The 22,312-nt window shown below is 71.0% G+C and carries 18 protein-coding genes and 2 tRNA genes; 12 read left to right on the forward strand and 8 right to left on the reverse strand.

Features of this window, described 5'->3' with window-relative positions:
- Positions 1 to 10 precede the first annotated feature (10 nt).
- Positions 11 to 1,306 carry a M6 family metalloprotease domain-containing protein gene (locus tag AB0I73_RS15315; protein WP_363037459.1) on the reverse strand — a complete coding sequence of 432 codons (1,296 nt, stop codon included), beginning with the start codon at positions 1,304 to 1,306 and terminating at the stop codon, positions 11 to 13.
- Between the two features lie 387 nt (positions 1,307 to 1,693).
- On the opposite strand from AB0I73_RS15315, the gene AB0I73_RS15320 reads away from it, so the two are divergent.
- Positions 1,694 to 3,607 carry a bifunctional diguanylate cyclase/phosphodiesterase gene (locus AB0I73_RS15320; protein WP_363037461.1) on the forward strand — a complete coding sequence of 638 codons (1,914 nt, stop codon included), beginning with the start codon at positions 1,694 to 1,696 and terminating at the stop codon, positions 3,605 to 3,607.
- On the opposite strand, the gene AB0I73_RS15325 is transcribed toward AB0I73_RS15320, so the two are convergent.
- The 3 genes from AB0I73_RS15325 to AB0I73_RS15335 all read right to left on the reverse strand — a co-directional run bounded on the left by AB0I73_RS15325 (position 3,580) and on the right by AB0I73_RS15335 (position 6,501).
- Positions 3,580 to 4,689, reverse strand: a complete 1,110-nt coding sequence (locus AB0I73_RS15325) for an LLM class flavin-dependent oxidoreductase (RefSeq protein WP_363037463.1) — start codon at positions 4,687 to 4,689, stop codon at positions 3,580 to 3,582. The two genes, AB0I73_RS15320 and AB0I73_RS15325, sit on opposite strands and share 28 nt — an antisense overlap.
- A 115-nt stretch (positions 4,690 to 4,804) precedes the next feature.
- Positions 4,805 to 5,536, reverse strand: a complete 732-nt coding sequence (locus tag AB0I73_RS15330) for a decarboxylase (protein WP_363037465.1) — start codon at positions 5,534 to 5,536, stop codon at positions 4,805 to 4,807.
- Positions 5,533 to 6,501, reverse strand: coding sequence for an aspartate/glutamate racemase family protein (locus tag AB0I73_RS15335; RefSeq protein WP_363037467.1), 969 nt, complete (start codon positions 6,499 to 6,501; stop codon positions 5,533 to 5,535). Before AB0I73_RS15335 ends, AB0I73_RS15330 begins: the two co-directional genes overlap by 4 nt.
- Before the next feature lie 138 nt (positions 6,502 to 6,639).
- Between AB0I73_RS15335 and AB0I73_RS15340 the strand changes: the two genes are divergently transcribed.
- Entirely contained in the window at positions 6,640 to 7,644 is a 1,005-nt protein-coding gene (locus AB0I73_RS15340; protein WP_363037469.1) for a D-2-hydroxyacid dehydrogenase, read from the forward strand.
- A gap of 16 nt (positions 7,645 to 7,660) precedes the next feature.
- Positions 7,661 to 9,106: an amidase gene (locus tag AB0I73_RS15345; RefSeq protein ID WP_363037471.1), complete on the forward strand. Its 1,446-nt coding sequence runs from the start codon at positions 7,661 to 7,663 to the stop codon at positions 9,104 to 9,106.
- Here AB0I73_RS15345 and AB0I73_RS15350 read toward each other — a convergent pair.
- Positions 9,087 to 9,581, reverse strand: a complete 495-nt coding sequence (locus AB0I73_RS15350) for a DUF3830 family protein (protein WP_363037473.1) — start codon at positions 9,579 to 9,581, stop codon at positions 9,087 to 9,089. The two genes, AB0I73_RS15345 and AB0I73_RS15350, sit on opposite strands and share 20 nt — an antisense overlap.
- A gap of 97 nt (positions 9,582 to 9,678) precedes the next feature.
- On the opposite strand from AB0I73_RS15350, the gene ehuB reads away from it, so the two are divergent.
- From ehuB to AB0I73_RS15380, 6 genes are all read left to right on the forward strand, one after another.
- Entirely contained in the window at positions 9,679 to 10,614 is a 936-nt protein-coding gene (gene ehuB, locus AB0I73_RS15355; RefSeq protein WP_363037475.1) for an ectoine/hydroxyectoine ABC transporter substrate-binding protein EhuB, read from the forward strand.
- Positions 10,611 to 11,324: an ectoine/hydroxyectoine ABC transporter permease subunit EhuC gene (gene ehuC, locus AB0I73_RS15360; protein ID WP_363037477.1), complete on the forward strand. Its 714-nt coding sequence runs from the start codon at positions 10,611 to 10,613 to the stop codon at positions 11,322 to 11,324. Before ehuB ends, ehuC begins: the two co-directional genes overlap by 4 nt.
- On the forward strand, positions 11,324 to 11,974 hold the full coding sequence (gene ehuD / locus AB0I73_RS15365; protein ID WP_363037479.1) for an ectoine/hydroxyectoine ABC transporter permease subunit EhuD: 651 nt from the start codon (positions 11,324 to 11,326) through the stop codon (positions 11,972 to 11,974). Before ehuC ends, ehuD begins: the two co-directional genes overlap by 1 nt.
- Positions 11,975 to 11,984: 10 nt before the next feature.
- Entirely contained in the window at positions 11,985 to 12,791 is an 807-nt protein-coding gene (ehuA, locus tag AB0I73_RS15370) for an ectoine/hydroxyectoine ABC transporter ATP-binding protein EhuA (protein WP_363037508.1), read from the forward strand.
- 271 nt (positions 12,792 to 13,062) lie between these two features.
- The gene (locus AB0I73_RS15375) at positions 13,063 to 13,821 is read left to right on the forward strand and encodes an IclR family transcriptional regulator C-terminal domain-containing protein (protein ID WP_363037481.1); all 759 of its coding nucleotides are present in this window, start codon (positions 13,063 to 13,065) and stop codon (positions 13,819 to 13,821) included.
- A 137-nt stretch (positions 13,822 to 13,958) separates the two neighbouring features.
- Positions 13,959 to 14,032 (forward strand) — tRNA-Lys (locus AB0I73_RS15380).
- A 69-nt stretch (positions 14,033 to 14,101) separates the two neighbouring features.
- Here AB0I73_RS15380 and AB0I73_RS15385 read toward each other — a convergent pair.
- From AB0I73_RS15385 to AB0I73_RS15395, 3 genes are all read right to left on the reverse strand, one after another.
- Complete coding sequence (locus AB0I73_RS15385) at positions 14,102 to 14,707, reverse strand: lytic polysaccharide monooxygenase (protein ID WP_363037483.1); 606 nt, start codon at positions 14,705 to 14,707, stop codon at positions 14,102 to 14,104.
- Between the two features lie 170 nt (positions 14,708 to 14,877).
- Positions 14,878 to 16,050 (reverse strand): SPFH domain-containing protein, encoded by a 1,173-nt coding sequence (locus AB0I73_RS15390; RefSeq protein WP_363037485.1) that lies wholly within the window; start codon positions 16,048 to 16,050, stop codon positions 14,878 to 14,880.
- Positions 16,051 to 16,146: 96 nt separating this feature from the next.
- Positions 16,147 to 17,454 (reverse strand): peptidoglycan-binding protein, encoded by a 1,308-nt coding sequence (locus tag AB0I73_RS15395; RefSeq protein ID WP_363037487.1) that lies wholly within the window; start codon positions 17,452 to 17,454, stop codon positions 16,147 to 16,149.
- Between the two features lie 264 nt (positions 17,455 to 17,718).
- Between AB0I73_RS15395 and AB0I73_RS15400 the strand changes: the two genes are divergently transcribed.
- The 3 genes from AB0I73_RS15400 to AB0I73_RS15410 all read left to right on the forward strand — a co-directional run bounded on the left by AB0I73_RS15400 (position 17,719) and on the right by AB0I73_RS15410 (position 22,291).
- Positions 17,719 to 17,792: transfer RNA gene (locus tag AB0I73_RS15400), tRNA-Lys, on the forward strand.
- 498 nt (positions 17,793 to 18,290) lie between these two features.
- A complete protein-coding gene (locus AB0I73_RS15405) occupies positions 18,291 to 20,354 on the forward strand; it encodes a glycosyltransferase family 2 protein (RefSeq protein WP_363037488.1) in 2,064 nt (687 codons plus the stop codon).
- Positions 20,351 to 22,291, forward strand: a complete 1,941-nt coding sequence (locus AB0I73_RS15410) for a kelch motif-containing protein (RefSeq protein WP_363037490.1) — start codon at positions 20,351 to 20,353, stop codon at positions 22,289 to 22,291. The genes AB0I73_RS15405 and AB0I73_RS15410 overlap by 4 nt, the downstream gene beginning before the upstream one ends.
- Positions 22,292 to 22,312: the final 21 nt, after the last annotated feature.

Here is a 22,312-nt window from a genome sequence, read left to right on the forward strand (position 1 = left end):
AAGGGGCCTTTCACGTGTCTTCCCTCCCCTCCCCGGGCCCGATGCTGATCTGCACCGTCCACGCCCCCGAAGCCGTACGCTCCAGTACCTCCACCCGCACCCCCTCCCCCGGCACCGTGAAGCTCTCGCCGAGGGCGACCGGGGCGTCCGCGAGGGACGGGTAGACCGAGTCCCCCCGGCAGGCCTCCGTGTGCGGGTGGGCGTCGACGACCTCGATCGGCCCCTCACCGGACCGGGTGGTGCCGCGCACCTTGTAGACCAGCACCCCCGACCGGCAGGCGCCCGCGTCGTCGCCGACGGGACCGCGCGCCTCGAAGGCGAGCACGCTGTCCGGGCCGGTGCGCACCACGGCGAGCTTGACGCCCCGGCCCAGCCCGAAGGACGGCGCCCCGGCGGCACCGGTCACCGGCACGCCGGGCCCCGCCCCGAGCGGCTCCAGCGTCAGCCGCACGGGCCCCGCGTCCTGCACGCACCGCACCTGGCGGGGCGCCAGCCAGCCCAGCTTCCACTTGTGCCAGCCGAACAGGTCCGGGGCGAGGGCGAACTGGCTTCCCATCAGGTCCCAGTCGCCGACGTGGGTGTCCCAGTCGCCCTTGCCGTCCACGGGCCGGTTGTAGAGGTCGGGGAGGTCGAAGACATGGCCGGTCTCATGGGCGAGGACCAGCCGGTCCGGCGGCTGGTCCTCGAACACGGTGACGACCCGGCGGATGTCGGTGCCGTCCGCCCGCATCGGGGTCTCCAGGTTGACGACCTTGGTGGCGTCGGAGTCCACCCCGGGCGCGTCCGGGTCGGCGACGAAGTACACGACGTCGTAGCGCGAGAAGTCGACCTTCGGGTCGGCGGCGGCGAGCGCGTCGCGCAGGTAGGCGGACCGGTCCCGCACGGTCCAGTCACGCTGTATGGCGTACGCGGTGGACGGGCGCGGCATCGGGATCCAGCCACGCAGGATGTGCGGGCGCAGGGTGAACCTGCCGTAGGAGGCCCGGTGGAAGAAGTCGCTGGTGGCGGGGAAGTGGTCGGCGGCGATGTCGTCGGGAGTGGCCAGGGGGTGCGAGTCCGGGAAGGACAGGAACACCATGACGGCGTCCAGCCGGCCGGTCGGCCGGGGGTAGGCGGCGTTCCAGGTGTCCAGGCCCTCCGAGTGGTGCGCGTCGGTGCGGGTCAGGGCGCAGGGGGCCGCGGAGAAGGTCTCGGCGTCGGAGGGCCCCGCCACCAGGGACGTGGCCGCGAGCGCCGACAGGGTGGTGAGCACGGCCGCCGCGCTGCGCAGCCAGGGGCGGCCGCGTGCACCACCCTGTCGGCCCAATCCCCTGAGAGCCTCATGACCGAGTCGCCTCAGGGGGAGCTGGCGCGGCACAAAGACCTCCGGGAGACGGTTCGCGGGACACCGCACCCAGAATGTGGTTGATTGTCATACTGCGCCCTGTTTATCTGCACCGGACGGGTGAGAGGCCGAGAAATCCGTTCACGTTCGACGCCTCGAACCACTTACGGAACGTCACAACCGGTCCCAGGCCTGAAGAAGCCGTCCACCTCCGAGCGGAAACGATCTGGCAGAGATGCGGGACCGTGCTGGACACTGGACAGTGACTGGAAGGGCTCCGGGTCGGCCTCTATGATCGGCACACTTTCCTGAGACATTCCTGAGGCTTTCCGGCACGGACAGCGATCGAGTGCACGGCGGGAGCGAGCGGTGAGCGGAACGTCCGAAGGGCCGACGCCCACAGCAGACCTCAACCGGCCGAGCGTCACGGAGAGTGACACCTCTGCCCCGCCCCGTGCCGAACGTGAAGAGCCGACCTCACCCCCGGCGCCCTCGTCGCCTTCCCCCCAGGCGCTCCCCCCGTCGTACCGTTCCGTCTTCACGGCCGCTCCGCTCGCCATGGCGGTGGTCGACCGCGAGGGCAGGGTGGTCAGCGCCAACAGCACCCTCGCCACCCTGCTGGGCCGCGCCCCGGACACCCTGGTCGGGGCCGTCGCCGCCGACCTGGTGGACCTCTCCTCGGATGCGCGCGCCTGGCACTCCTACCGCGAGGTGCTGTGCGGCCGGCAGGCGAAGCTGCGCTGCACCCGCCGGCTCAAGCACCCCGAGGGGCACTCGCTGTGGGTGCAGGTGTCGGTCGCGCCACTCCCCCCTGAGGCGGCGGACGCGGGGGACGCGCACGAGGGGCCCGGCGTCCTGCTGTCCGTCGCCGACGTCAGCGCCCGCCGCGAACTCCAGGCCCGGCTCCACTACTTGCAGATGCACGATCCGGTGACCCGGCTGCCCAACCGCGCCCTGTTCTTCGAACGGCTGACGGCCGCCCTGGAGGCGGAGTCCTACGAGCAGAGCGGCACCGGCCGGATCGGGCTCTGCTCCCTGGACCTCGACGGGTTCAAGGCCATCAACGACGCCCTGGGCCACCGCGTCGGCGACCGGCTGCTGGCCGCCGTCGCCGAACGGCTGGCGCTGTGCGCCGAGGAGGCGGGCCGGTCCAGGACCGGCACCCCGCTGGTGGCCCGGCTCGGCGGGGACGAGTTCGCACTGCTGGTCGAGGACTCCACGGGCACCGAACAGCTCGCCGACCTCGCCGAGTCGGTGCTCGGGGCGCTCCAGGACCCCTTCGACGTGGACGGCCGGCGGCTGTCGGTCTCGGCGTCCATCGGGGTGGTCGAACGGCACGCGGCCGGGACCACGCCCACCGCGCTGATGCAGGCCGCCGACACGACGCTCTACTGGGCGAAGGCCGACGGCAAGTCCCGCTGGACGCTGTTCGACCCGGAACGCAACGCGCACCGCATGACCCGCCAGGCCCTCGCCTCCGCGCTGCGCCCCGCCGTCGACCGGGGCGAGTTCACGCTGGAGTACCAGCCGCTGGTCGGCATGGAGGACGACCGGGTGCACGGTGTGGAGGCCCTGGTCCGCTGGAACCACCCGCAGTTCGGCACCCTGACACCGAACCGGTTCATCTCCATCGCCGAGGAGGACGGCTCGATCGTCCAGCTCGGGCGCTGGGTGCTGCGCACCGCCTGCCGGCAGGCCCGCCGCTGGCAGGTCGAGCACCCCACCGAGCCGCCGATCTTCGTCAGCGTCAATGTGGCGGTCCGGCAGGTCTGGGACTCCGACCTGGTCGCGGACGTCGCCGAGACCCTGACGGAGACGGGCCTCGCCCCGCAGCTGCTCCAGCTGGAGCTGACCGAGTCGGCGGTGATGGGCTCCTCGGGCCGGCCCCTCCAGGCACTGAAGGCGCTCAGCGACATGGGCGTACGCATCGCCATCGACGACTTCGGCACCGGCTACTCGAACCTGGCCTACCTCAGCCGGCTGCCGGTGTCGGTGCTGAAACTGGACGGCGCCTTCGTCCGGGGCTTCCCCTACGAGGACCGGGACGAGACGCCCAGCCCGGCGGACGAGGCCATCGTCGAGGCGATGGTCCAGCTCGCCCACCGGCTGGGGCTGACGGTCACCGCGGAGTGCGTGGAGACCACGGCGCAGGCCACCCGGCTGCGCCGGATGGGGTGCGACACCGGCCAGGGCTGGCTGTACTCCCGTCCGGTGTCACCGGACCGCATCTCCGAACTGCTGGGCACGCCCGGGGTTCAGGCGGACGTCGTCGGCAACCCGTAGGCGTCGGCGATGAGTTCGTAGGAACGCAGGCGTACGTCACCGCTGTGCGCGTTGGCCGTGATCATCAGCTCGTCGGCGCCGGTGCGCTTGTGCAGCTCGTCCAGGCCTGCGCGGACCTCGTCCGGGGTGCCGTGCACGACGTTGGCGTTCCAGGACTCGACGAAGTCCTGCTCCATCGGTGAGAACGGGTACGCCTCCGCCTCCTCGGGGGTGGGCACCAGGCCGGGGCGGCCGGTGCGCAGCCGGACCATGTTGAGCGCGGCGGCCAGGACCTGGCGCCGGGCCTCCTTCTCGTCGTCGGTCGCGAGCGCGGAGACCCCGATCAGGGCGTAGGGCTCGTCGAGGACGTCGCTCGGGGTGAACGACTCGCGGTAGAGGTCCAACGCGGGGACGGTGTTCTGCGCGGAGAAGTGGTGGGCGAAGGCGAACGGCAGGCCGAGCAGGCCGGCCAGCCGGGCGCTGAAGCCGGAGGAGCCGAGCAGCCAGATCGGCGGCCGGTGCGTCGACTGCACCCCGCCGGGCGAGGTCGCCTGGACCGGACCGGGGACGGCGTGGATGCGGCGGTAGCGGTGGCCGTCGGGGAAATCGTCGTCCAGGAAGCGGGTCAGCTCGGCGAGCTGCTGGGGGAAGTCGTCGGCGCCCTCGTTCAGCCGCTCGGTGCGGCGCAGGGCGGCGGCGGTGGCGCCGTCGGTGCCGGGGGCGCGGCCGAGGCCGAGGTCGATCCGGCCGGGGGCCATGGCCTCGAGCGTGCCGAACTGCTCGGCGATGACGAGCGGGGCGTGGTTGGGCAGCATGACCCCGCCCGAGCCGAGCCGGATGCGGTCGGTGTGTGCGGCGAGGTGGGCCAGGATCACCGCCGGGGAGGAGGACGCCACACCCGGCATGGAGTGGTGCTCGGCGACCCAGAACCGGTGGAAGCCGCGCGCCTCGGCGAGACGGGCGAGGTCGACACCGGTGCGCAGCGCCTCGGTGGCGGTGTGGCCGGCGCCGACGGTGACCAGGTCGAGGACGGACAGGGGCACGGGGGCGGTGCCCTGTGCCGTGCCTCGGATCTCGTCGGCTGCGGTGTCGTCTGCGGCCACGGTGGGGTGCCTCCTGTTTCGGGTGACGTCTCACCGGTCCACCAACAGGAGGGTGTCCCTGTTTGTTCCCCGCCCCGCCCTCGCTGCCCGCTCCGTGCACGCCCGCCCGCGCCGCTCACACCTGCACGATCGGCTCCCGGGTGAACAGGGCGCCCAGGGAGGGGGCGTTCACCCTGCGGTCGGCCAGGCGCAGGGCCTCCCAGACGGTGACCTGGTTGGCGGTGAGGACCGGTTTGCCGAGGTCCTTCTCCAGCGCCGCGAGGTGGGCGACCGTGTGCAGGGCCGTGTCGGGGAGGAGGACGGCCTGGGCGTCCGGGTGGTCGGCCGCGCGGGCCAGGGCGAACACCTCGGCCTCGCCCCAGGTGGCGACCTCCGCCGCCGTGATGATCCCGGAACTGGTCACCCCGGTCACCGACACCGAGCCGGTGCCCAGGAACCCGGCGAAGAGCGCGGCCACGTCGTCCGGGTAGGTCGCGCCGACGGCGACCCGCCGCACCCCGATCTCCCGTGCCGCGTGCACGAAGGCGAACGACGTGGAGGACGCGGGCGTGCCCGCCGCCCGGGCGAGGGCGCGCACCTGCTCCTGCGCGCCCTCCCAGCCGCGTACGAAGCTGCCGCTGGTGCAGGCCCACACCACCGCGTCGACGCCCGCGCGCCGCAGCTCCCCGACGCCGGCCGCGAGCCGACCGGCGTCACCCATCTCGAGCAGCGCGTCGACCCGGTGCGCGTCCTCACCGATGTCGGTGTGCACCAGGTCCACCCGGATGTCACTGCCCAGCAGCTGCTCGGCGCGCGGATAGTCGTCCTCGGCGGAGTGTCCCGGATAGAGGAATCCCAGTGCGGTCATGTCCAGCCTTCCTGCTGCTTCTCGTCCGGCACTCCCGGCACGCCCTGCGCACCCGGAACGCCCTGGGCACCCTGCACGCCCGGCGCCTCCGGTCCGTCCGGCAGTACCGGAGCGGGCGGCGGCACCGGACTCCGCGGCAGCACCGCGCCGGACGTCCGGTCCGGCAGTACGGCCTCGGCGCCGGTCCCGGTCTCGGTCCCGGTCCCGGGCGTGACGCGCGCCGACGTGTCGATCAGCGCCTGATACGGTCCCACCGCCTGAGTACCCAATCGGCGCAACGCCGCCCACATGGTCACCTGGTTGGCCGAGATGACCGGTATGCGCAGTTCCGCCTCCAGTTGCGGGATCACGTCGTACGTCGGCAGGTTGGTGCAGGAGAGGAACAGCGCCTCCGCCGCGCCGAGCCGGCCGCGCGCCGTCGCCCGCCGGGCCATGTCCACCACCTCGCGGTAGGCGACCCGCCAGATCTGCCGGGTCAGGCCCATGTACGCGCAGCCGGTGACCGTCACCCCGGCCTGCGCCACGTACTGCTCCAGCGACCGGGTCACCGACACGGTGTACGGCGTCACCAGCGCCACCCGCCGCACGTCCAGTTCCACCAGCGCCTCCAGCAACGCGCCGGAGGTGGTGACCGCCGGGACCGCGCCGGTCCTGCTCATCGCCTCGCACATGGCGCGCTCCCCCAGGACCCCGCCGACGAAGCTGCCGGACGTGCAGGCGTAGGCGACGACCTCGGGGCCGACCGCGGTGAGCGTGCTCACCGCGTTGCCGAGGGTCTCGTGTTCACTGATCAACCGGGCGAGGTCCAGGCTGACCTCGACCGGCACGTACGGCGTTCGGGTGAGATGCAGGGACACGTCGTCCGGCATCCAGCGCCAGAGTTCGCGGTCCAGCGCGAAGTCGAAGGGGGCGACCACGCCGACACCGCGCTGCGGGCCGGGTCCGCCGATGAAGGAGACGTCCATGTCAGCACCGGCCTCACGGTGAGAGACGAGCACGCAACGGTTCGCCGAAACGCCCGTGTTGACGACGGTAGGTTCGGGGTGCCAGCGTGGTCAATCCGTACATCTCAGACTTCCGGTCATCCGGGGAAACGGCGGCCCATGTCCACCCCCTCGACCCCCGCGGCCACTGCCTCGACCACCTCTTCGCCCACGCCGGGGGCCGTCCCCACGCTGCTCGTCCTGGACGCCGATCCGCCGCCCCGGCTGGGCGGGCTGACCGGCAGGGTCCGGGTCGAGCACGCGGACGCCTCGACGCTCGCCGAGCGGCTCCCGCACGCCGACGTGCTGCTGGTCTGGGACTTCACCTCGCACGCGGTGCGTTCCGCCTGGCCGGGCGGGGGGCCGCGGCCGCGCTGGGTGCACACCGCGAGCGCCGGAGTGGATCACCTTCTCTGTCCGGAACTCGCCGCCTCCGACACGGTGGTCACCAACGCGCGGGGCGTCTTCGACCGGCCCATCGCCGAGTACGTCGCCGCTCTCGTACTGGCGTTGGCCAAGGATCTGCCGCGGACGCTGGAGTTCCAGCGGGAACGGACCTGGCTCCACCGCGAGTCGCGCAAGGTCGCCGGGACCCGCGCCTGCGTCGTCGGGTCGGGGCCGATCGGCCGGGCCGTCGCCGGCACGCTCGAGGCGCTCGGCGTCACCACCGCGCTGGTCGGCCGCACCCCGCGCGCGGGGGTGCACGGCTCCGAGGACCTGGACCGGCTGATCGCCCGCGCGGACTGGGTGATCGCCGCCGCGCCGCTGACCGAGCAGACCCGGGGCATGTTCGACGCCCGCCGCTTCGGGATGATGCAGCCGTCCGCCCATTTCGTCAACGTCGGGCGCGGGCCGCTGGTCGTCGAGGACGCGCTCGCCGAGGCGCTCGGGCAGCACCGGCTCGCGGGCGCCGCCCTGGACGTCTTCGAGGCCGAGCCGCTCGCCCCGGACAGCCCGCTGTGGCGGGCCCCCGGACTGATCGTGTCGCCGCACATGAGCGGGGACACGATCGGCTGGCGGGACGAACTCGCCGCCCAGTTCGTGGAGTTGTACGAGCTGTGGGAAGCGGGCAAACCGCTGGTGAACGTGGTCGACAAGCGGCTCGGGTACGTACCCGGGCACTGATGTGGCGGGAGAGCGGATGTCTGACCTCACCGGGTCCACCGGGTCCACCGGGTCCACCGGGCTCACCGAACTGACCGCCGTACGGCTCCTCGACGGCTACCGCCGGGGCGAGTTCGGCCCCGTGGCGGTGACCCGCGCGGCGCTGGAGCGGGCCGAGGCGAGCCGGCCGGAGGTGAACGCGTTCGTCCGGCTGTTCCCCGAGGAGGCGCTGGAGCGGGCCGCCGCCTCCGAGGAGCGGTGGCGGCGCGGCGAGCCGCGCGGGCTGCTGGACGGGGTGCCGGTCACGGTGAAGGACATCCTGCTGCTGCGCGGCGCCCCGACCCTGCGCGGCTCGCGCGCCGTCGACCCGGCGGGCCGCTGGGACGAGGACGCGCCGTCGGTGGCGCGGCTGCGGGAGCACGGCGCCGTCTTCCTCGGCAAGACGACGACCCCCGAGTTCGGCTGGAAGGGGGTGACGGACTCTCCGCTCAGCGGTGTCACCCGCAACCCGCACGACCCCTCGCGGACCGCGGGCGGTTCCAGCGGGGGCGCGGCGGCGGCGGTGGCGCTGGGCGCGGGACCGCTGGCCCTGGGGACGGACGGCGGCGGCAGTGTCCGCATCCCTGCGGCGTTCTGCGGGATCTTCGCGCTGAAGCCGACGTACGGGAGGGTGCCGCTGTATCCGGCGAGCGCGTACGGCACGCTGGCGCACGTCGGCCCGATGACGCGGGACGCGGCGGACGCGGCCCTGCTGATGGACGTGATCTGCGGGCCGGACTCCCGCGACTGGTCGGCGCTCGCGCCGGCCCCCGGTTCCTTCCGGGAGGGGCTGGACGGCGGGGTGCGGGGTCTGCGGGTGGCGTACTCGCCGTCGCTGGGCGGCCAGGTGGCGGTGGAGCCCGAGGTAGCGGCGGCGGTACGGCGGACGGTGGAGCGGCTGGCCGCGCTCGGCGCCTACGTGGAGGAGACCGACCCGGACTTCACCGACCCGGTGGACGCCTTCCACACCCTGTGGTTCACCGGGGCCGCCCGGGTGGTGCAGCACCTCACCCGTGAGCAGCGGGAACTGCTGGACCCCGGGCTGCGGGAGGTCTGCGGCGAGGGCGCCCGCCGTTCGGCGCTGGACTACCTGGCGGCGGTGGACGTCCGGATGGACCTGGGCCGGCGCATGGGGCTCTTCCACGACACCTACGACCTCCTCGTCACCCCGGCCGTGCCGCGTACGGCGTTCGAGGCGGGCGTGGAGGTGCCGAAGGGTTCCGGCCACCGGCGCTGGACGGGCTGGACCCCGTTCACCTATCCGTTCAACCTGACCCAGCAGCCCGCGGCGAGCGTCCCCGTGGGCACCGACGCGGCCGGTCTGCCGATCGGGGTCCAGCTCGTGGGCGCCCGCCACGCCGACACGCTGGTGTTGCGGGCGGCCCACGCGCTCTTCGAGACCGGGGCGGCCCGGGCGTCCGGGGTCACGCCCGCCGGAAGCTGAGCGCCTCCCCCTCCGCGCCGCCGCGCCACAGGTCGTTGCACCCGTCGGCCATCTCCGCCAGGCCCTCCACGACCTGGCCCCAGACGATGCCGGGAACCCAGCCCACGTCGCCGTTCAGGAGCAGGTTGTTCCGCTCGTAGAACAGGGCCAGGTCGACGACCGTGGTGCCCGGACCGACCTCGCGGTCGTAGCCGTAGGCCCTGGTGCCCAGCTCCGCGCCCGCGAAGGAGAAGTAGCAGAGGTCTCCCGGGACGGGCGTGACGGTCGGGTTCTCCAGCGGTGGCTCCGCTTGTGCGAAGGGCGGGAACAGGGCGTAGATCTCGTTGCGCGCGTATTTGGCGTGGTAGACGTCGCCGGACAGGGGCAGGGCGTCCCAGACGGCCGCGCAGGTGATCGGCGCACGGTCGTCGAGCAACCGGGCCGTACAGGTGATGCCGCGTTTGACCAGCGAGACCTCTACATATCGGTCCATCATGAGACCCATCGTCCCGCACCGGTCAAGGCCGCCCGACCGCCGAACGGGGCCGAAACTGGCGGGAATAATCGGCGTCTTCTCGGGTAGCCGCGCCGCCATGGCTCCACCACTGGCAAAACCACTGAGACGACCGGGACGACACGGAGACACCCCCGGCCCTGCCGGGCCCTCACGCCGGTCGCTGCTCGCGGGGGTCGCGGCGCTCGGCGCACTCGGCGCGGCGGGCTGCTCGCGCGTGCCCACCGAGACCAGTACGCACGGCGGTGACCTGCTGTCCCGGCTCAGGACGGCGGGCGTGGTCCGGCTGGGCATCGCCGGAGAGATCCCCTTCGGTTACATCGACAAGAACGGCGAGCTGACCGGCGAGGCGCCGGAACTGGCCAAGGTCATCTTCAAACGGCTCGGGGTGGACCGGGTCCAGCCCGTGCCCACCGAGTTCGGCTCGCTGATCCCGGGGCTGAACTCGCAGCAGTTCGATGTCGTGGCCGCCGGGATGTACATCAACCCCGCGCGCTGCGAGCAGGTCATATTCTCCGACCCCGATTACCAGATGCTCGATTCGTTCATCGTGCGCAAGGGCAACCCGAAGGGGCTGACCGACTACAAGGACGTCGTCGAGAAGAAGGCGAAGTTCGCCACCGGCACCGGGTACGCGGAGATCGCGTACGCGGTCGAGGCCGGGTACCCGAAGAGCGACATCCTGATCGTCCCCGACCAGGTCGCCGGGCTGAACGCGGTGGAGGCCGGGCGGGTCGACGTCTTCGCCGGCACGGCGCTCACCACCCGCGAGGTGGTGAAGAAGTCGGCCAAGGCGGAGGTCACGGAGCCCTTCAAGCCGATCGTCAACGGCAAGCCGCACGTCGACGGGGGCGGCTTCGCCTTCCGGCCGACCGAGACGAGGCTGCGGGATGCGTTCAACGTCGAGCTGGGCAAGCTGAAGGAGAGCGGCGAGCTGCTGCGCATCCTCAAGCCGTTCGGCTTCACCGAGGACGAGATGACGGATCTGACCGCGAAGGAGCTGTGCGGCGGATGACCTCAGGACTCTGGGACCTCGTACTCAAGGGCGTCTGGGTCACGATCCAGCTGCTGGTCCTCAGCGCGCTGCTGGCGACGGCGGTCTCCTTCGTGGTGGGCATCGCGCGCACCCACCGGCTGAAGTTCGTCCGCTTCCTCGCGGGCTTCTACACCGAGGTGTTCCGCGGCACCTCGGCACTGGTGATGATCTTCTGGGTGTTCTTCGTGCTGCCCCCGGCCTTCGGCTGGCAGCTGGTGCCGCTGTGGGCGGGCACGCTGGCCCTGGGCCTGACCTACGGCGCCTACGGTTCGGAGATCGTGCGCGGTGCGCTGGCCGCCGTCGATCCCGCCCAGCGCGAGGGCGGGATCGCGCTCAGCTTCACGCCCACCCAGCGGCTGCGGCTGATCCTGCTGCCCCAGGCGGTGCCGGAGATGATCCCGCCGTTCTCCAACCTGCTGATCGAGCTGCTCAAGGGCACCGCACTGGTGTCGATCATGGGGATGGGCGACCTGGCGTTCAGCGGCAACCTGGTGCGCCTCGCGCTGCAGGAGAGCGCTGAGATCTACACGTACATCCTGGTGATCTACTTCGTGATCGCCTTCCTGCTCACCCGGGTCATGCGCGGTCTGGAGAAGAAGCTGAAGGCCGGGGTCGGCAAGACGCCGAAGCACGACCCGGACGTGGAGCTGAAGCGGGCCGAGACCACCAACGTGGGAGGTGCGGTCTGATGAAGTGGGACTGGAACGCGGTCTCCGAGTTCATGCCGTACTTCTGGGACGGTCTGCTGGTCACTCTGCAGATCCTGGTGCTCGGCTCACTGATCTCGTTCGTCCTCGGTCTGGTGTGGGCCCTGCTGATGCGGGTGCCGAGCCGCTGGGTGACCTGGCCGGTCGGCGCGGTGACGGAGTTCGTCCGCAATACCCCGCTGCTGGTGCAGTTGTTCTTCCTGTTCTACGTGCTGCCCGAGTGGGGACTGACCTTCTCGGCGCTGACCACGGGTGTCTTCGCCATCGGTCTGCACTACTCGACGTACACGATGCAGGTCTACCGCGCGGGCATCGAGGCCGTGCCGGTGGGCCAGTGGGAGGCGGCGACGGCACTGAACCTGCCGCTGCGCCGGACGTGGACCGCGGTGATCCTGCCGCAGGCCGTGCGCAGGGTCGTGCCCGCGCTCGGCAACTACGTCATCTCGATGCTGAAGGACACGCCCCTGCTGATGGCGATCACCGTGCTGGAGATGCTCGGTGAGGCGCGCCTGTTCGCCCAGCAGCACTTCCAGTTCACCGAGCCCCTGACGGTGATCGGCATCGCCTTCATCGTCATCTCCTACCTGGCCTCCCTTGCCCTGCGAGCCCTGGAGCGACGCCTTGTCCACTGAATACACCCCCATGTCCGACGCCGGTGCCGATGCCGGCACCGGTACCGAGAAGACTCCCGCGGGCGGCAGCCGGGCCGGGGGCAGCGAGCTGATCCGGCTGGAGGGGGTCACCAAGCGGTTCGGGAACCACACGGTCCTCGACAACCTGGACTTCTCCGTGGACGCCGGCAGGCACGTCACCCTGATCGGGCCGTCCGGATCGGGCAAGACCACGATCCTGCGCCTGCTGATGACCCTGCTGAAGCCCGACGAGGGCACGGTCACCGTCGACGGGGACCAGCTGTACCCCGCGCCGGAGAAGCAGGTCCGCGAGGTCCGCAAGAAGATCGGGATGGTGTTCCAGCAGTTCAACCTGTTCCCGAACATGACGGTGCTGCGGAACATCACCGAGGCCCCGGTCACCGTGCTCGGCATGTCGAAGGACGCGGCCGAGGAACGGGCGCGGGAGCTGCTGGAGATGGTCGGGCTGACCGAGCACGTCGACAAGCACCCCGCGCAGCTGTCCGGCGGCCAGCAGCAGCGGGTGGCGATCGCGCGGGCGCTGGCCATGCGGCCGCAGGTGCTGCTGCTGGACGAGGTGACCTCGGCGCTGGACCCGGAGCTGGTCGCGGGCGTCCTGGACGTGCTGCGGGACATCGCCCGCTCCACCGACATCACCATGCTCTGCGTCACCCACGAGATGAACTTCGCCCGGGACATCTCCGACCGCGTCCTGATGTTCGACTCGGGCCGGATCATCGAGGCCGGCGCCCCGGAGAAGATCTTCAGCGAGCCGGAGCACGACCGCACCCGGGAGTTCCTCAGCGCGGTCCTGTGATGACGGGGCGTGTCCGGGGCGGGCCGGCCCGGAACGTCCGAGGTCGACACCCCGGGGCATTCCTCTGGCATATGCCCGGGGACCGGCGCCGCAGTTGGGAGGGCCGCGATCTCGTCAACACCCGCTCCGGGAGAGCCGCTTGACGGTTATCGTGGAGAGGATTCGCTGACCGGATTGCGGCCCCAGGTCCTGTCGTCACATTCCCGTCGTCCGCCCGCCGGGCAGGCGGGAATGTGACGACAGGGCCTACGAGCGAGCGCAGGGGGAAACCGTGGCGCTGAAGCACAAGCCGACCGCTCCGTACCACTCGGTCCAGGACGCCCTGCGCGTCCTGGACACGGTGGCGCGGCACACCACCGGAATCACCGACACCGAACTCGCCCGCGAGAGCGGCCTGGGCCGGGAGCGACTGACCACGCTCCTGCCGATGCTGTGCCGCGAGGCCTACGTCGAACAGGGCGCCGACGGCGCGTACGTCGCCGGTGAGGCGTTCGCCCGCCTCGGCTCGGCCCAGGAGCACGAGGAGGCCCTGCGCGACAAGCTCCAGCGCACCCTGGACCGGCTCCGCGACTCCGTCGGCGCCGCCGTCTACATGAGCCGGTACGTGGACGGCGAGGTCGAGGTCACCCAGTACGCCGACGGGCCGGCCACCCCGAAGGTCAACGAGTGGGTCGACTTCCGTGACGCGGCGCACGCCACCGCGCTCGGCAAGAGCCTGCTGACCCAGCTCGACCACGACGGCCGGCGCGAGCACCTCGCCCGGCACCGGACGGTGCGGCTCACCTCGCGCACCGTCACCAGCGACAGGCTGCTGCTCTCCCAGCTGGCGGCACACCCGCCCACGGTGCCGGTGCTGGACCTCCAGGAGTACGCGATCGGCACGGTCTGCGCGGCCGTCCCGATCACCGCCGGCTCCTCGGTGGGCTGCCTGGCCCTGTCCCTGCCCGTCGAGCACGCCCACCGCCTGCGCCACGCCGCCGACACCCTCAACCACAACGCGGCGCCGGTGCTGCTGTCGCTGACGATCTGAGGCCTCTCCTCCTGATCACACCGACACCACACCGACATCACTCCGACCGCGGCGGTCGCCGCCGCGGTCGGAGCACACCCCGGGACCGGGTATTATTTTCCAGTCGCCGACCGCGGGAAGCGGACGGCGGGAGTCATGCGCCGCTAGCTCAGTTGGTTAGAGCAGCTGACTCTTAATCAGCGGGTCCGGGGTTCGAGTCCCTGGCGGCGCACGGTGAAGGGCCTCTCGTGGAAGCGGGAGGCCCTTCGACGTGTCCGGCACCGGACCCCGGAAGGTGACGTCAGAAGGTGACGTCCGAGCAGGCGTAGAACGCGTTGCTCGTGTCGGCGACCGTCCACACCGCGAGGATGACGTGGTGCCCGCTCAGCCCGGACGGCAGGGTGCCGCTGTGCGAGAGGGTCTGCGGCGGGCGCTGCCCGTTGTAGGGCACCTTCAGGAACGGGGTGAGGTTGAGGTCGGACCGGGCCAGGTTGTGGTTCTGGTTCCAGCCCGGCTTGGTGATGTAGTACGAGAAGTCACTGGTGGCGTGCATGGCCGTGAACTGCCACCGGAAGGTGTAGTTCTGGCCGCCCGTCACCCTGGTCGTCGGCCAGGCGCCGCCCGAGGGCGTCTTCGGGCTGTCGAGCTGGGCGAACGGCGTGTTGTTGGCCGAACAGAGCCGGCCGTCGGCGGGGCCGGAGGCGGGGAAGCCCTTGGGGCCCTCGACGCTCTGCGGCTCCCACTGGATGGCGCCGCAGTTGGTCACACTGCCGTTCTGGCAGAGCTTCTGCCTGCTGATGGGCAGATCGGTGTAGCCGTGGCCGCTGGCACCGCCGGAGGAGAGCACGAGCGCTCCGGTCGTGGCCAGTCCCACCGCGGCTGCGTACAGCTTGGTCCGTGTGCGCATGCTGCCGCTCCTGGAGAACGTGGGGGAGTTTCACTGAGCCGTGCAAGTAGGTCTAGACCAAGGCTCAGATTATGGCCACGAGTTGAACATGTCCATACCAATAGCGGAACCGGTTCCGCTTCCCCGGCACACGGGCCCGCCGGCCGCCGACCACCGGCCTGCCCGCCGGTCTACGGCCCCGTCTCCCCCCGTCCCGCGCAGAACGCCACCGTCAGGTCCTTCACCAGCATCTTGCGTTCGTAGTCGTCCAGATCCACCAGCCCCCGCGTGGTCAGCCGGGTCACCGTGTCCTCCACCGAGTCCACGACCGAGGTGAGCACGCTCGCCCGGTGCTGGGCGTCCAGCACGGCGATCCGGCGCCGGTGCATCACGGCGGCCACCTCGGGGGCGTACTCCACCCGGACCGGCCGCACCGAGAACACCTCGATCCCGACGGGCGCGGCGTCCGTCGCCACCAACCGGGTCAGCGCGTCCTGCACCGTGTCCGGCGCGCCCCGCACCGCGCCCGGCGCCTCCATCGGGACCCGGAGCAGCGCCGCCTCGACGCACTCTCGTACGTACGTCTCGTGGTCCTCGACGCCCAGCGTCGCCCGCACGGTGTCCCGCACCCGCCACACCACCAGGACCACCACCCGCAGCGCCACCCCGCTGTGGTCGGCCGCCTGCATCGGCTCGCTGCGCCAGTGCCGCAGCCGCACGTCGACCCGGCGGCGCAGCAGCAGCGGGTTCACCCACAGCAGACCGGTCCGCCGGACGCTCCCCCGGTAGCGGCCGAACAGACCGAGCACCCAGGCCCGCCCGGTCCGGCCGCGCGCCAGCCCGCCGAACCCGAACAGGCCGAGGGCCCCGGCAGTCGCGTACCCCGCCCACTGGGCGGGCCCGAGCCCTGCGGCTCCCGGGTACTCCGGGAGCCCGAGGGCACCGGCCGCCAGGGGCGGCAGTACGCCCGCCCACCAGGACGTGGCCACGCACCCGGCCGCCCCGCACACCCCGGCGAGCACCCCCGCACCGCCGGGCAGCACCCGGGCGGGCCGCTCCACCAGCTCGGGGTCGACCGGCGGCAGGGGCCGTTCGGCGACCGGACGGCCGAGCCGCGGCTGCTCCCCCGTCCCCTGCCGGCGCCCCACCACCACGGGCCGCAGCGGTACCGGCACCGGGTCGGGCCCGTCGCGGAAGAGCAGATGGACGGGGATCTCGGTGGTGGCCTCGTTGCGGATGACCCGCGCGGACCGGCCCCCCGCCAAGCCCCCGGCTCCAGGGGTCGGTGGTCCGGGGGTCGGTGGTTCGGGGACGGGTGGTCCGGGAACGGGCGATTCAGGGGTGTGGGAAGTGATCGTGGTCATGCGTGTCTCCAGCCTCCGCGCCAGATGCGTCAGATCGAAGAACCCTCCGGACCGTGACGGAGCCGCAGGGGTCGGTCGCGGCGAGCGACCCTCGGGCTATGAGAAGAGCCGCCGCCAGGTCTCCGGCCCCGGCAGGCCGTCCGCGGCGCCGCCGCGCCAGCCCTGGGCGCGTTGGAACTCCTCGACGTTGCGCCGGTCCGCCTCGCCCCAGCGCGGGCCCGGCCCCGTGACGTAGTGGCGGCCGAACCCCTTCCGCACCAGTTGCTGCCCCAGCCGGGTGACGTGGCCGTTGACCGCGCCCGGCCGGAACGCCGCCTGACCCGGGTAGCCCGGCACCCCGTGCGGGTCCTCGACGGCCGGGATGTCCCTGCCCCCGCCGGTCAGCAGCAGTTCCCAGGTCAGCGGCCCCGGCAGACCGTCCGCCGCGGCCCCCTGCCAGCCCTGGGCCTGCTGGAACGCCAGGACCGCCGCGCGGTCCGCGTCCGTCCAGCGCGGTCCGGGGCCGGTGGCGTAGAAACGGGCGCCACCGCGGCCGACGAGCAGACGGCCGAGTTCGGTGACGTGCGGGTTGTTCGCGCCGGGGCCGAAACGGGCCGTTCCGGGAAACGGCTTCGGGGCCTGGGTGGCCTCGCTCACGCCCTTGGCCACCGCCGTACCGCCGGTCACGCCCTTGTACCGGTACGGGACGTAGCTCGCGGAGTTGTTCCAGTAGGCGTACGGGGTGGTCCGCTGGAGGGTGTGCGGAGGAGTCTGCTCGTAGGCCGCATAAGTGGTACGCGCGCCGTCCGTCCAGCCGCCGAAGAGGACGACGTGGGAGCCGCCGTAGGGATCGGACGCGTTGTGGAAGAGCAGCATGTCCCCCGGCTGGAGTTCGTCCTTGCTGATTCTCTCCGCGTACTGCCCGAGGCTGCCGGTCCATTCGTTTCCGGGCAGGTTCCAGGCCATCGAGACATAGCCCGAACAGTCCTGCCGGTATCCGTCGGACCAGAACGCGGTCATGTCGTACGGGACTTTCCGGGCGACCCATCTCCTGGCCCGTTCGATGATGTCCGCGCGGGTGATCGCGCGCGTCGTCGCCGGGATCGAGGGGTCCGCGGGATCGTCCGGCCGGCCGACGGGGCCGTACAGCGGAGCCCTCGGTCCCTGCGGGGTGGCGGGCTCGTCACCCGCGGGGACACCCGGGACGCCGGGCCGCTCGGCGGTGTGGGGGGCGGCCAGGGCGGGGGCGGCCTGCGCGGCGACCACCGCCGAGGCCGCGGCGGCCACCACGAGGGGGCGGAACGCCGCCGGGCGGGCGACCGAGCCGCCGGCCGGCGCACACGCGAGGACGCGCCGCCGGTGCACACAGCCGGGGCAGCCGCAGTCGCCCGCGGGCTCGAACTCCTCGAACACCGGGGGTTCCATGCGATTCCCCTCACACGTCCCGTCACACATCCGGCCACACGTCCGGTGAAATGCCTCACGTCTGTGCACGAAGGTCAGCTTCTCAACTGTGCCCGGGACGCGCATTCTGACGGCCCGAAGGATGTACGCGTCATGGTCCAGGTGGCGGATCCCGCCGGGCACGGGCCCCGGGCCGGGGCTTCGCAGGACCGCACCGGCCACGCCGGGGCGGAGGCGGCGGTCGGGAGCACCCCGTCCGGTCCGGTAGAGTTGTCGCGTCAGTGAGCGCCGCTAGCTCAGTTGGTTAGAGCAGCTGACTCTTAATCAGCGGGTCCGGGGTTCGAGTCCCTGGCGGCGCACCGACACAACGGGCTCCTCGTGATCGAGGGGCCCGTTGCCTTTGGCCGGACACCCTCTCGCGCACGCCGGGGGGCATGTCTTGAACGGAACGCCCTCACCACACGTATGGAGCCACTGGAACCACGTGGGGAACAGGCCCCCCGCCGGACCACCTCAGGGGCCACCATGGGCGCGTATGACCGGCGTACACCTGTTTTCACACCTTGCGATCATGATGGACACGGTACAACCTGGGTTCTTCATCATGCCGCGCATTCGCGGCTGTTGGAGGGCGGGGTACCGGTTGCGGACGGTACGGGGTGAGAGGTCCCGTTTCACGGAGCGCCGCCGACGAGAGCATCATGCAACCGAAAGAACGCCGCGCCGTGTCTATATGGTGTGGGTGACGTGGTGACGGCGAGCCACCATTGACACGCCTGGGACGGTCGAGGGGGACCGGACGCGGGCGGCAGCAAGCGACGAAACACACGGCGGGGCCGTGTGTGGGGGGATGATTCATGACGTCGACGCCGACAGGCGCCCAAGGGGACAACGACCCGTCCCAGACCACCCAGCTCAGGGTGCCTGCGCACCGGACCGGAAACACGGGCGCGTTCCGGCGGATCAAGAAGACGCTGCCGAGATACGACTACGAGCACTACAGCCGGCTCTCGGGCCCCCTCACCCAGCCCGATCCGAACAAACCCTACAAAGTGCAGTACCGCTCGCTGATCTCGCAGGAGCCGCACCGCATCCGCATCGCGCTGATGCTGGCCGCGGCCCCGCTGCTGTCGCTGGTGCTGCTGGTGTGGCTGCTGCAGCCCGCGCACTGGACGGAGCGGGACTACCCGGCGTTCGACTGGCTGCCCGCCCTCGACATGGTGATGCTCGTCTCGATCGGGCTGATCGAGTTCTTCCGCTGCATGAACGTGCTGTCGAACGCGCACGCCACCCTGGTCGCCCGCGACCCGGTCCCGGTGGTGCCGGAGACCGGCACCCGGGTCGCCTTCCTCACCTCCTTCGTGCCCGGCAAGGAGCCGCTGGAGATGGTGACGAAGACCCTGGAGGCGGCAGTGAAGATCCGCCACCGGGGCGTCATGCACGTCTGGCTTCTCGACGAGGGCGACGATCCCGAGGTGAAGGAGGTGTGCGCGCGTCTGGGCGTGCACCACTTCTCCCGCAAGGGCGTCGCGAAGTGGAACCAGAAGAAGGGCCCGCACCGCGCCAAGACCAAGCACGGCAACTACAACGCCTGGCTGGACGCGCACGGCGACGACTACGACTTCTTCGCCTCGGTGGACACCGACCACGTGCCGCTGCCGAACTACCTGGAGCGGATGCTCGGCTTCTTCCGCGACCCGGACGTCGGCTTCGTCATCGGCCCGCAGGTCTACGGCAACTACGACAACTTCGTCACCAAGGCCGCCGAGTCGCAGCAGTTCCTCTTCCACGCGCTGATCCAGCGGGCCGGCAACCGCTACGGCTCACCGATGTTCGTGGGCACCTCGAACGCCGTGCGCATCAAGGCGCTCAAGCAGATCGGCGGTCTGTACGACTCGATCACCGAGGACATGGCGACCGGCTTCGAGATGCACCGCGCCAAGAACCCGGCGACGGGGAGGAAGTGGCGCTCGGTCTACACCCCGGACGTGCTCGCGGTCGGTGAGGGCCCCAACGCCTGGACGGACTTCTTCACCCAGCAGATGCGCTGGTCGCGAGGGACGTACGAGACGATCCTCAAGCAGTACTGGAAGGGCTGGTACTCGCTCCCGCCGAGCAAGCTCTTCAACTACACCATGATGATCATCTTCTACCCGATGTCGGCCCTGAACTGGATCCTGGCGGCGCTGAGCTGTGCGCTGTTCCTGGGCCTGGGCGCCTCGGGTGTGAACATCGACCCCGCGGTCTGGCTGATGCTCTACGGCAACGCCTCCGCGCTGCAGATCGGCCTCTACGTCTGGAACCGCCGCCACAACGTCTCCCCGCACGAGCCGGAGGGCTCCGGCGGTGTGGCCGGCATGGTGATGTCCGCGCTGTCGGCACCGCTCTACGCGAAGGCACTGATCGACTCCGTGCTGCGCAAGAAGAGCAAGTTCGTGGTCACCCCGAAGGGCGACTCGGCCAGCCCGGACACCTGGTTCGGCACCTTCCGGTACCACTGGTACTTCATCCTGATCTTCGGTGGCTCCATCGCCGCCGGATTCGTCTACGGACACTCGCACCCGGCCATGATCATCTGGGCGACGTTCGCCCTGCTCATCACGGCCGCGCCCATGTTCGCCTGGCGCCACGGCATGCGCCAGGACAGGAAGAAGCCCGGAGCGCACGCCGCGGGCCGGGCACAGGACTCCGTACCGGAGCCCCGGACACAGCAGCTGCCGCAGGTGCCGCAGCAGCACCACGGGCACCACGCGCCCCACGCCCCGCAGGACCGGCCCAGCTGGGCCGGCGCCCACGGCGGACCGGGAGGGCAGGGGGGACCGGGGGGACCGGGCGGGCCAGGAGGTACCGGGGGCTACCACCCCGGTGACGACCAGACGATGCAGATCGCCCTTGGTGGACTTGGGGGACGTAAGGAATGAACGACCGTGCAGGCCGCCGTCGCGCCCGTCGGATCGCGATAGGCACGGCGGTGGTGCTCGCGCTGGCCGGAATGAACGGGCCGTGGCTGTACCGCTTCGGGACCGAGAAATACCACCAGTACAAGATCAACAAGCCGGAGTACAAGGCGGAGAACGGCCGCTGGGAGATCGTCGAGTTCCCGGAGGAGTACCGCCAGAACACCATCCACGCGGCGCTGCTGCACACCGGCAAGGTGCTGCTCGTCGCGGGCTCCGGCAACAACAAGGACAACTTCGACGCCAAGAAGTACGACACGCGGATCTGGGACCCGGTCAAGAAGACCATCAAGAAGGTGCCGACGCCGAGCGACCTGTTCTGCACCGGCCACACCCAGCTCGCCAACGGCAACCTGCTGATCGCCGGCGGCACCAAGCGGTACGAGAAGCTCAAGGGTGACGTGACGAAGGCGGGCGGCCTGATGGTCGTCCACAACGAGAACCCGGACAAGCCGATCACCCTGCCGGCGGGCACCAGGTTCGTCGGCAAGGAGAACGGCAAGACCTTCGTCTCGAAGGACCCGGTGCTCGTCCCGCGCGCCAAGAAGAACTTCGACAAGGAGACCGGCGAGTTCCTGGGCAACACCCCGGGCTACGGCCGCACCTACGTCGAGGCGCAGAAGGAGGGTGCCAAGTACGAGACCGGCACCCAGGACAACTACACCGTGCAGGGTCTGACCGGCGAGGACGCGCAGAACACGTACGGCATCGCCGAGAAGCTCGCCCTGGACAAGAAGGACTTCCAGGGCATCGACGACGCCTTCGAGTTCGACCCGGTGGCGGAGAAGTACATCAAGGTCGACCCGATGAAGGAGGCCCGCTGGTACCCGACGCTCACCACCCTGAGCGACGGCAAGATCCTCAGCGTCTCCGGCCTCGACGACATCGGCCAGCTGGTCCCGGGCAAGAACGAGATCTACGACCCCGAGACCAAGAAGTGGACCTACACGGACAAGATCCGTCAGTTCCCGACCTACCCGGCGCTGTTCCTGATGCAGAACGGCAAGGTCTTCTACTCGGGTTCGAACGCGGGCTACGGACCGGCCGACGAGGGCCGTGAGCCGGGCGTCTGGGACGTGGAGACCAACAAGTTCGACAAGATCCCCGGGCTGAGCGACCCCGACATGATGGAGACGTCCGGCACGGTGCTGCTGCCGCCGGCGCAGGACGAGAAGTACATGGTGATCGGCGGCGGCGGCGTCGGCGAGTCCAGGAAGGCCAGCGAGAAGACCCGGATCGTCGACCTCAAGGCCGACGAACCGCGCTTCGTGGACGGCCCCTCCCTGGACAAGGGAACCCGCTACCCGCAGTACTCGATCCTGCCCGACGACAACATCCTGGTCTCGGGCGGCTCGGAGGACTACCGGGGCCGCAGCGACTCCAACATCCTCGAGGCGCGGATCTACGAGACGGCGGAGAACGAGTTCAAGCGCGTCGCCGATCCGCTGGTGGGCCGCAACTACCACGCCGGCTCGATCCTGCTGCCCGACGGCCGCGTGATGTTCTTCGGCTCGGACTCGCTCTACGGCGACAAGGCCAACACCAAGCCCGGCAAGTTCGAACAGCGCATCGAGATCTACACACCGCCGTACCTGTACGGCGAGACCGGGCAGCCCGAGCTGACGGGCGGTCCGAAGACCGTCGAGCGCGGCGGCTCCGCCACGTTCACCTCGAAGGACGCCGGGTCGATCAAGAACGTCCGGTTGATCCGGCCGAGCGCCTCGACCCACGTCACCGACATCGATCAGCGCTCCATCGCCCTGGACTTCGAGGCCGACGGCGACAAGCTGGAGGTGACGGTTCCCAAGAGCCGGAACCTGGTCCAGGCGGGCTGGTACATGCTGTTCGCCACCGATGCGGACGGCACGCCCAGCAAGGCGCAGTGGGTGCAGGTGCCCTGACGCCAGGCAGGTGGCAGAAGG

This window comes from Streptomyces sp. NPDC050388, from assembly GCF_040655635.1.
Taxonomy (GTDB): Bacteria; Actinomycetota; Actinomycetes; order Streptomycetales; family Streptomycetaceae; genus Streptomyces.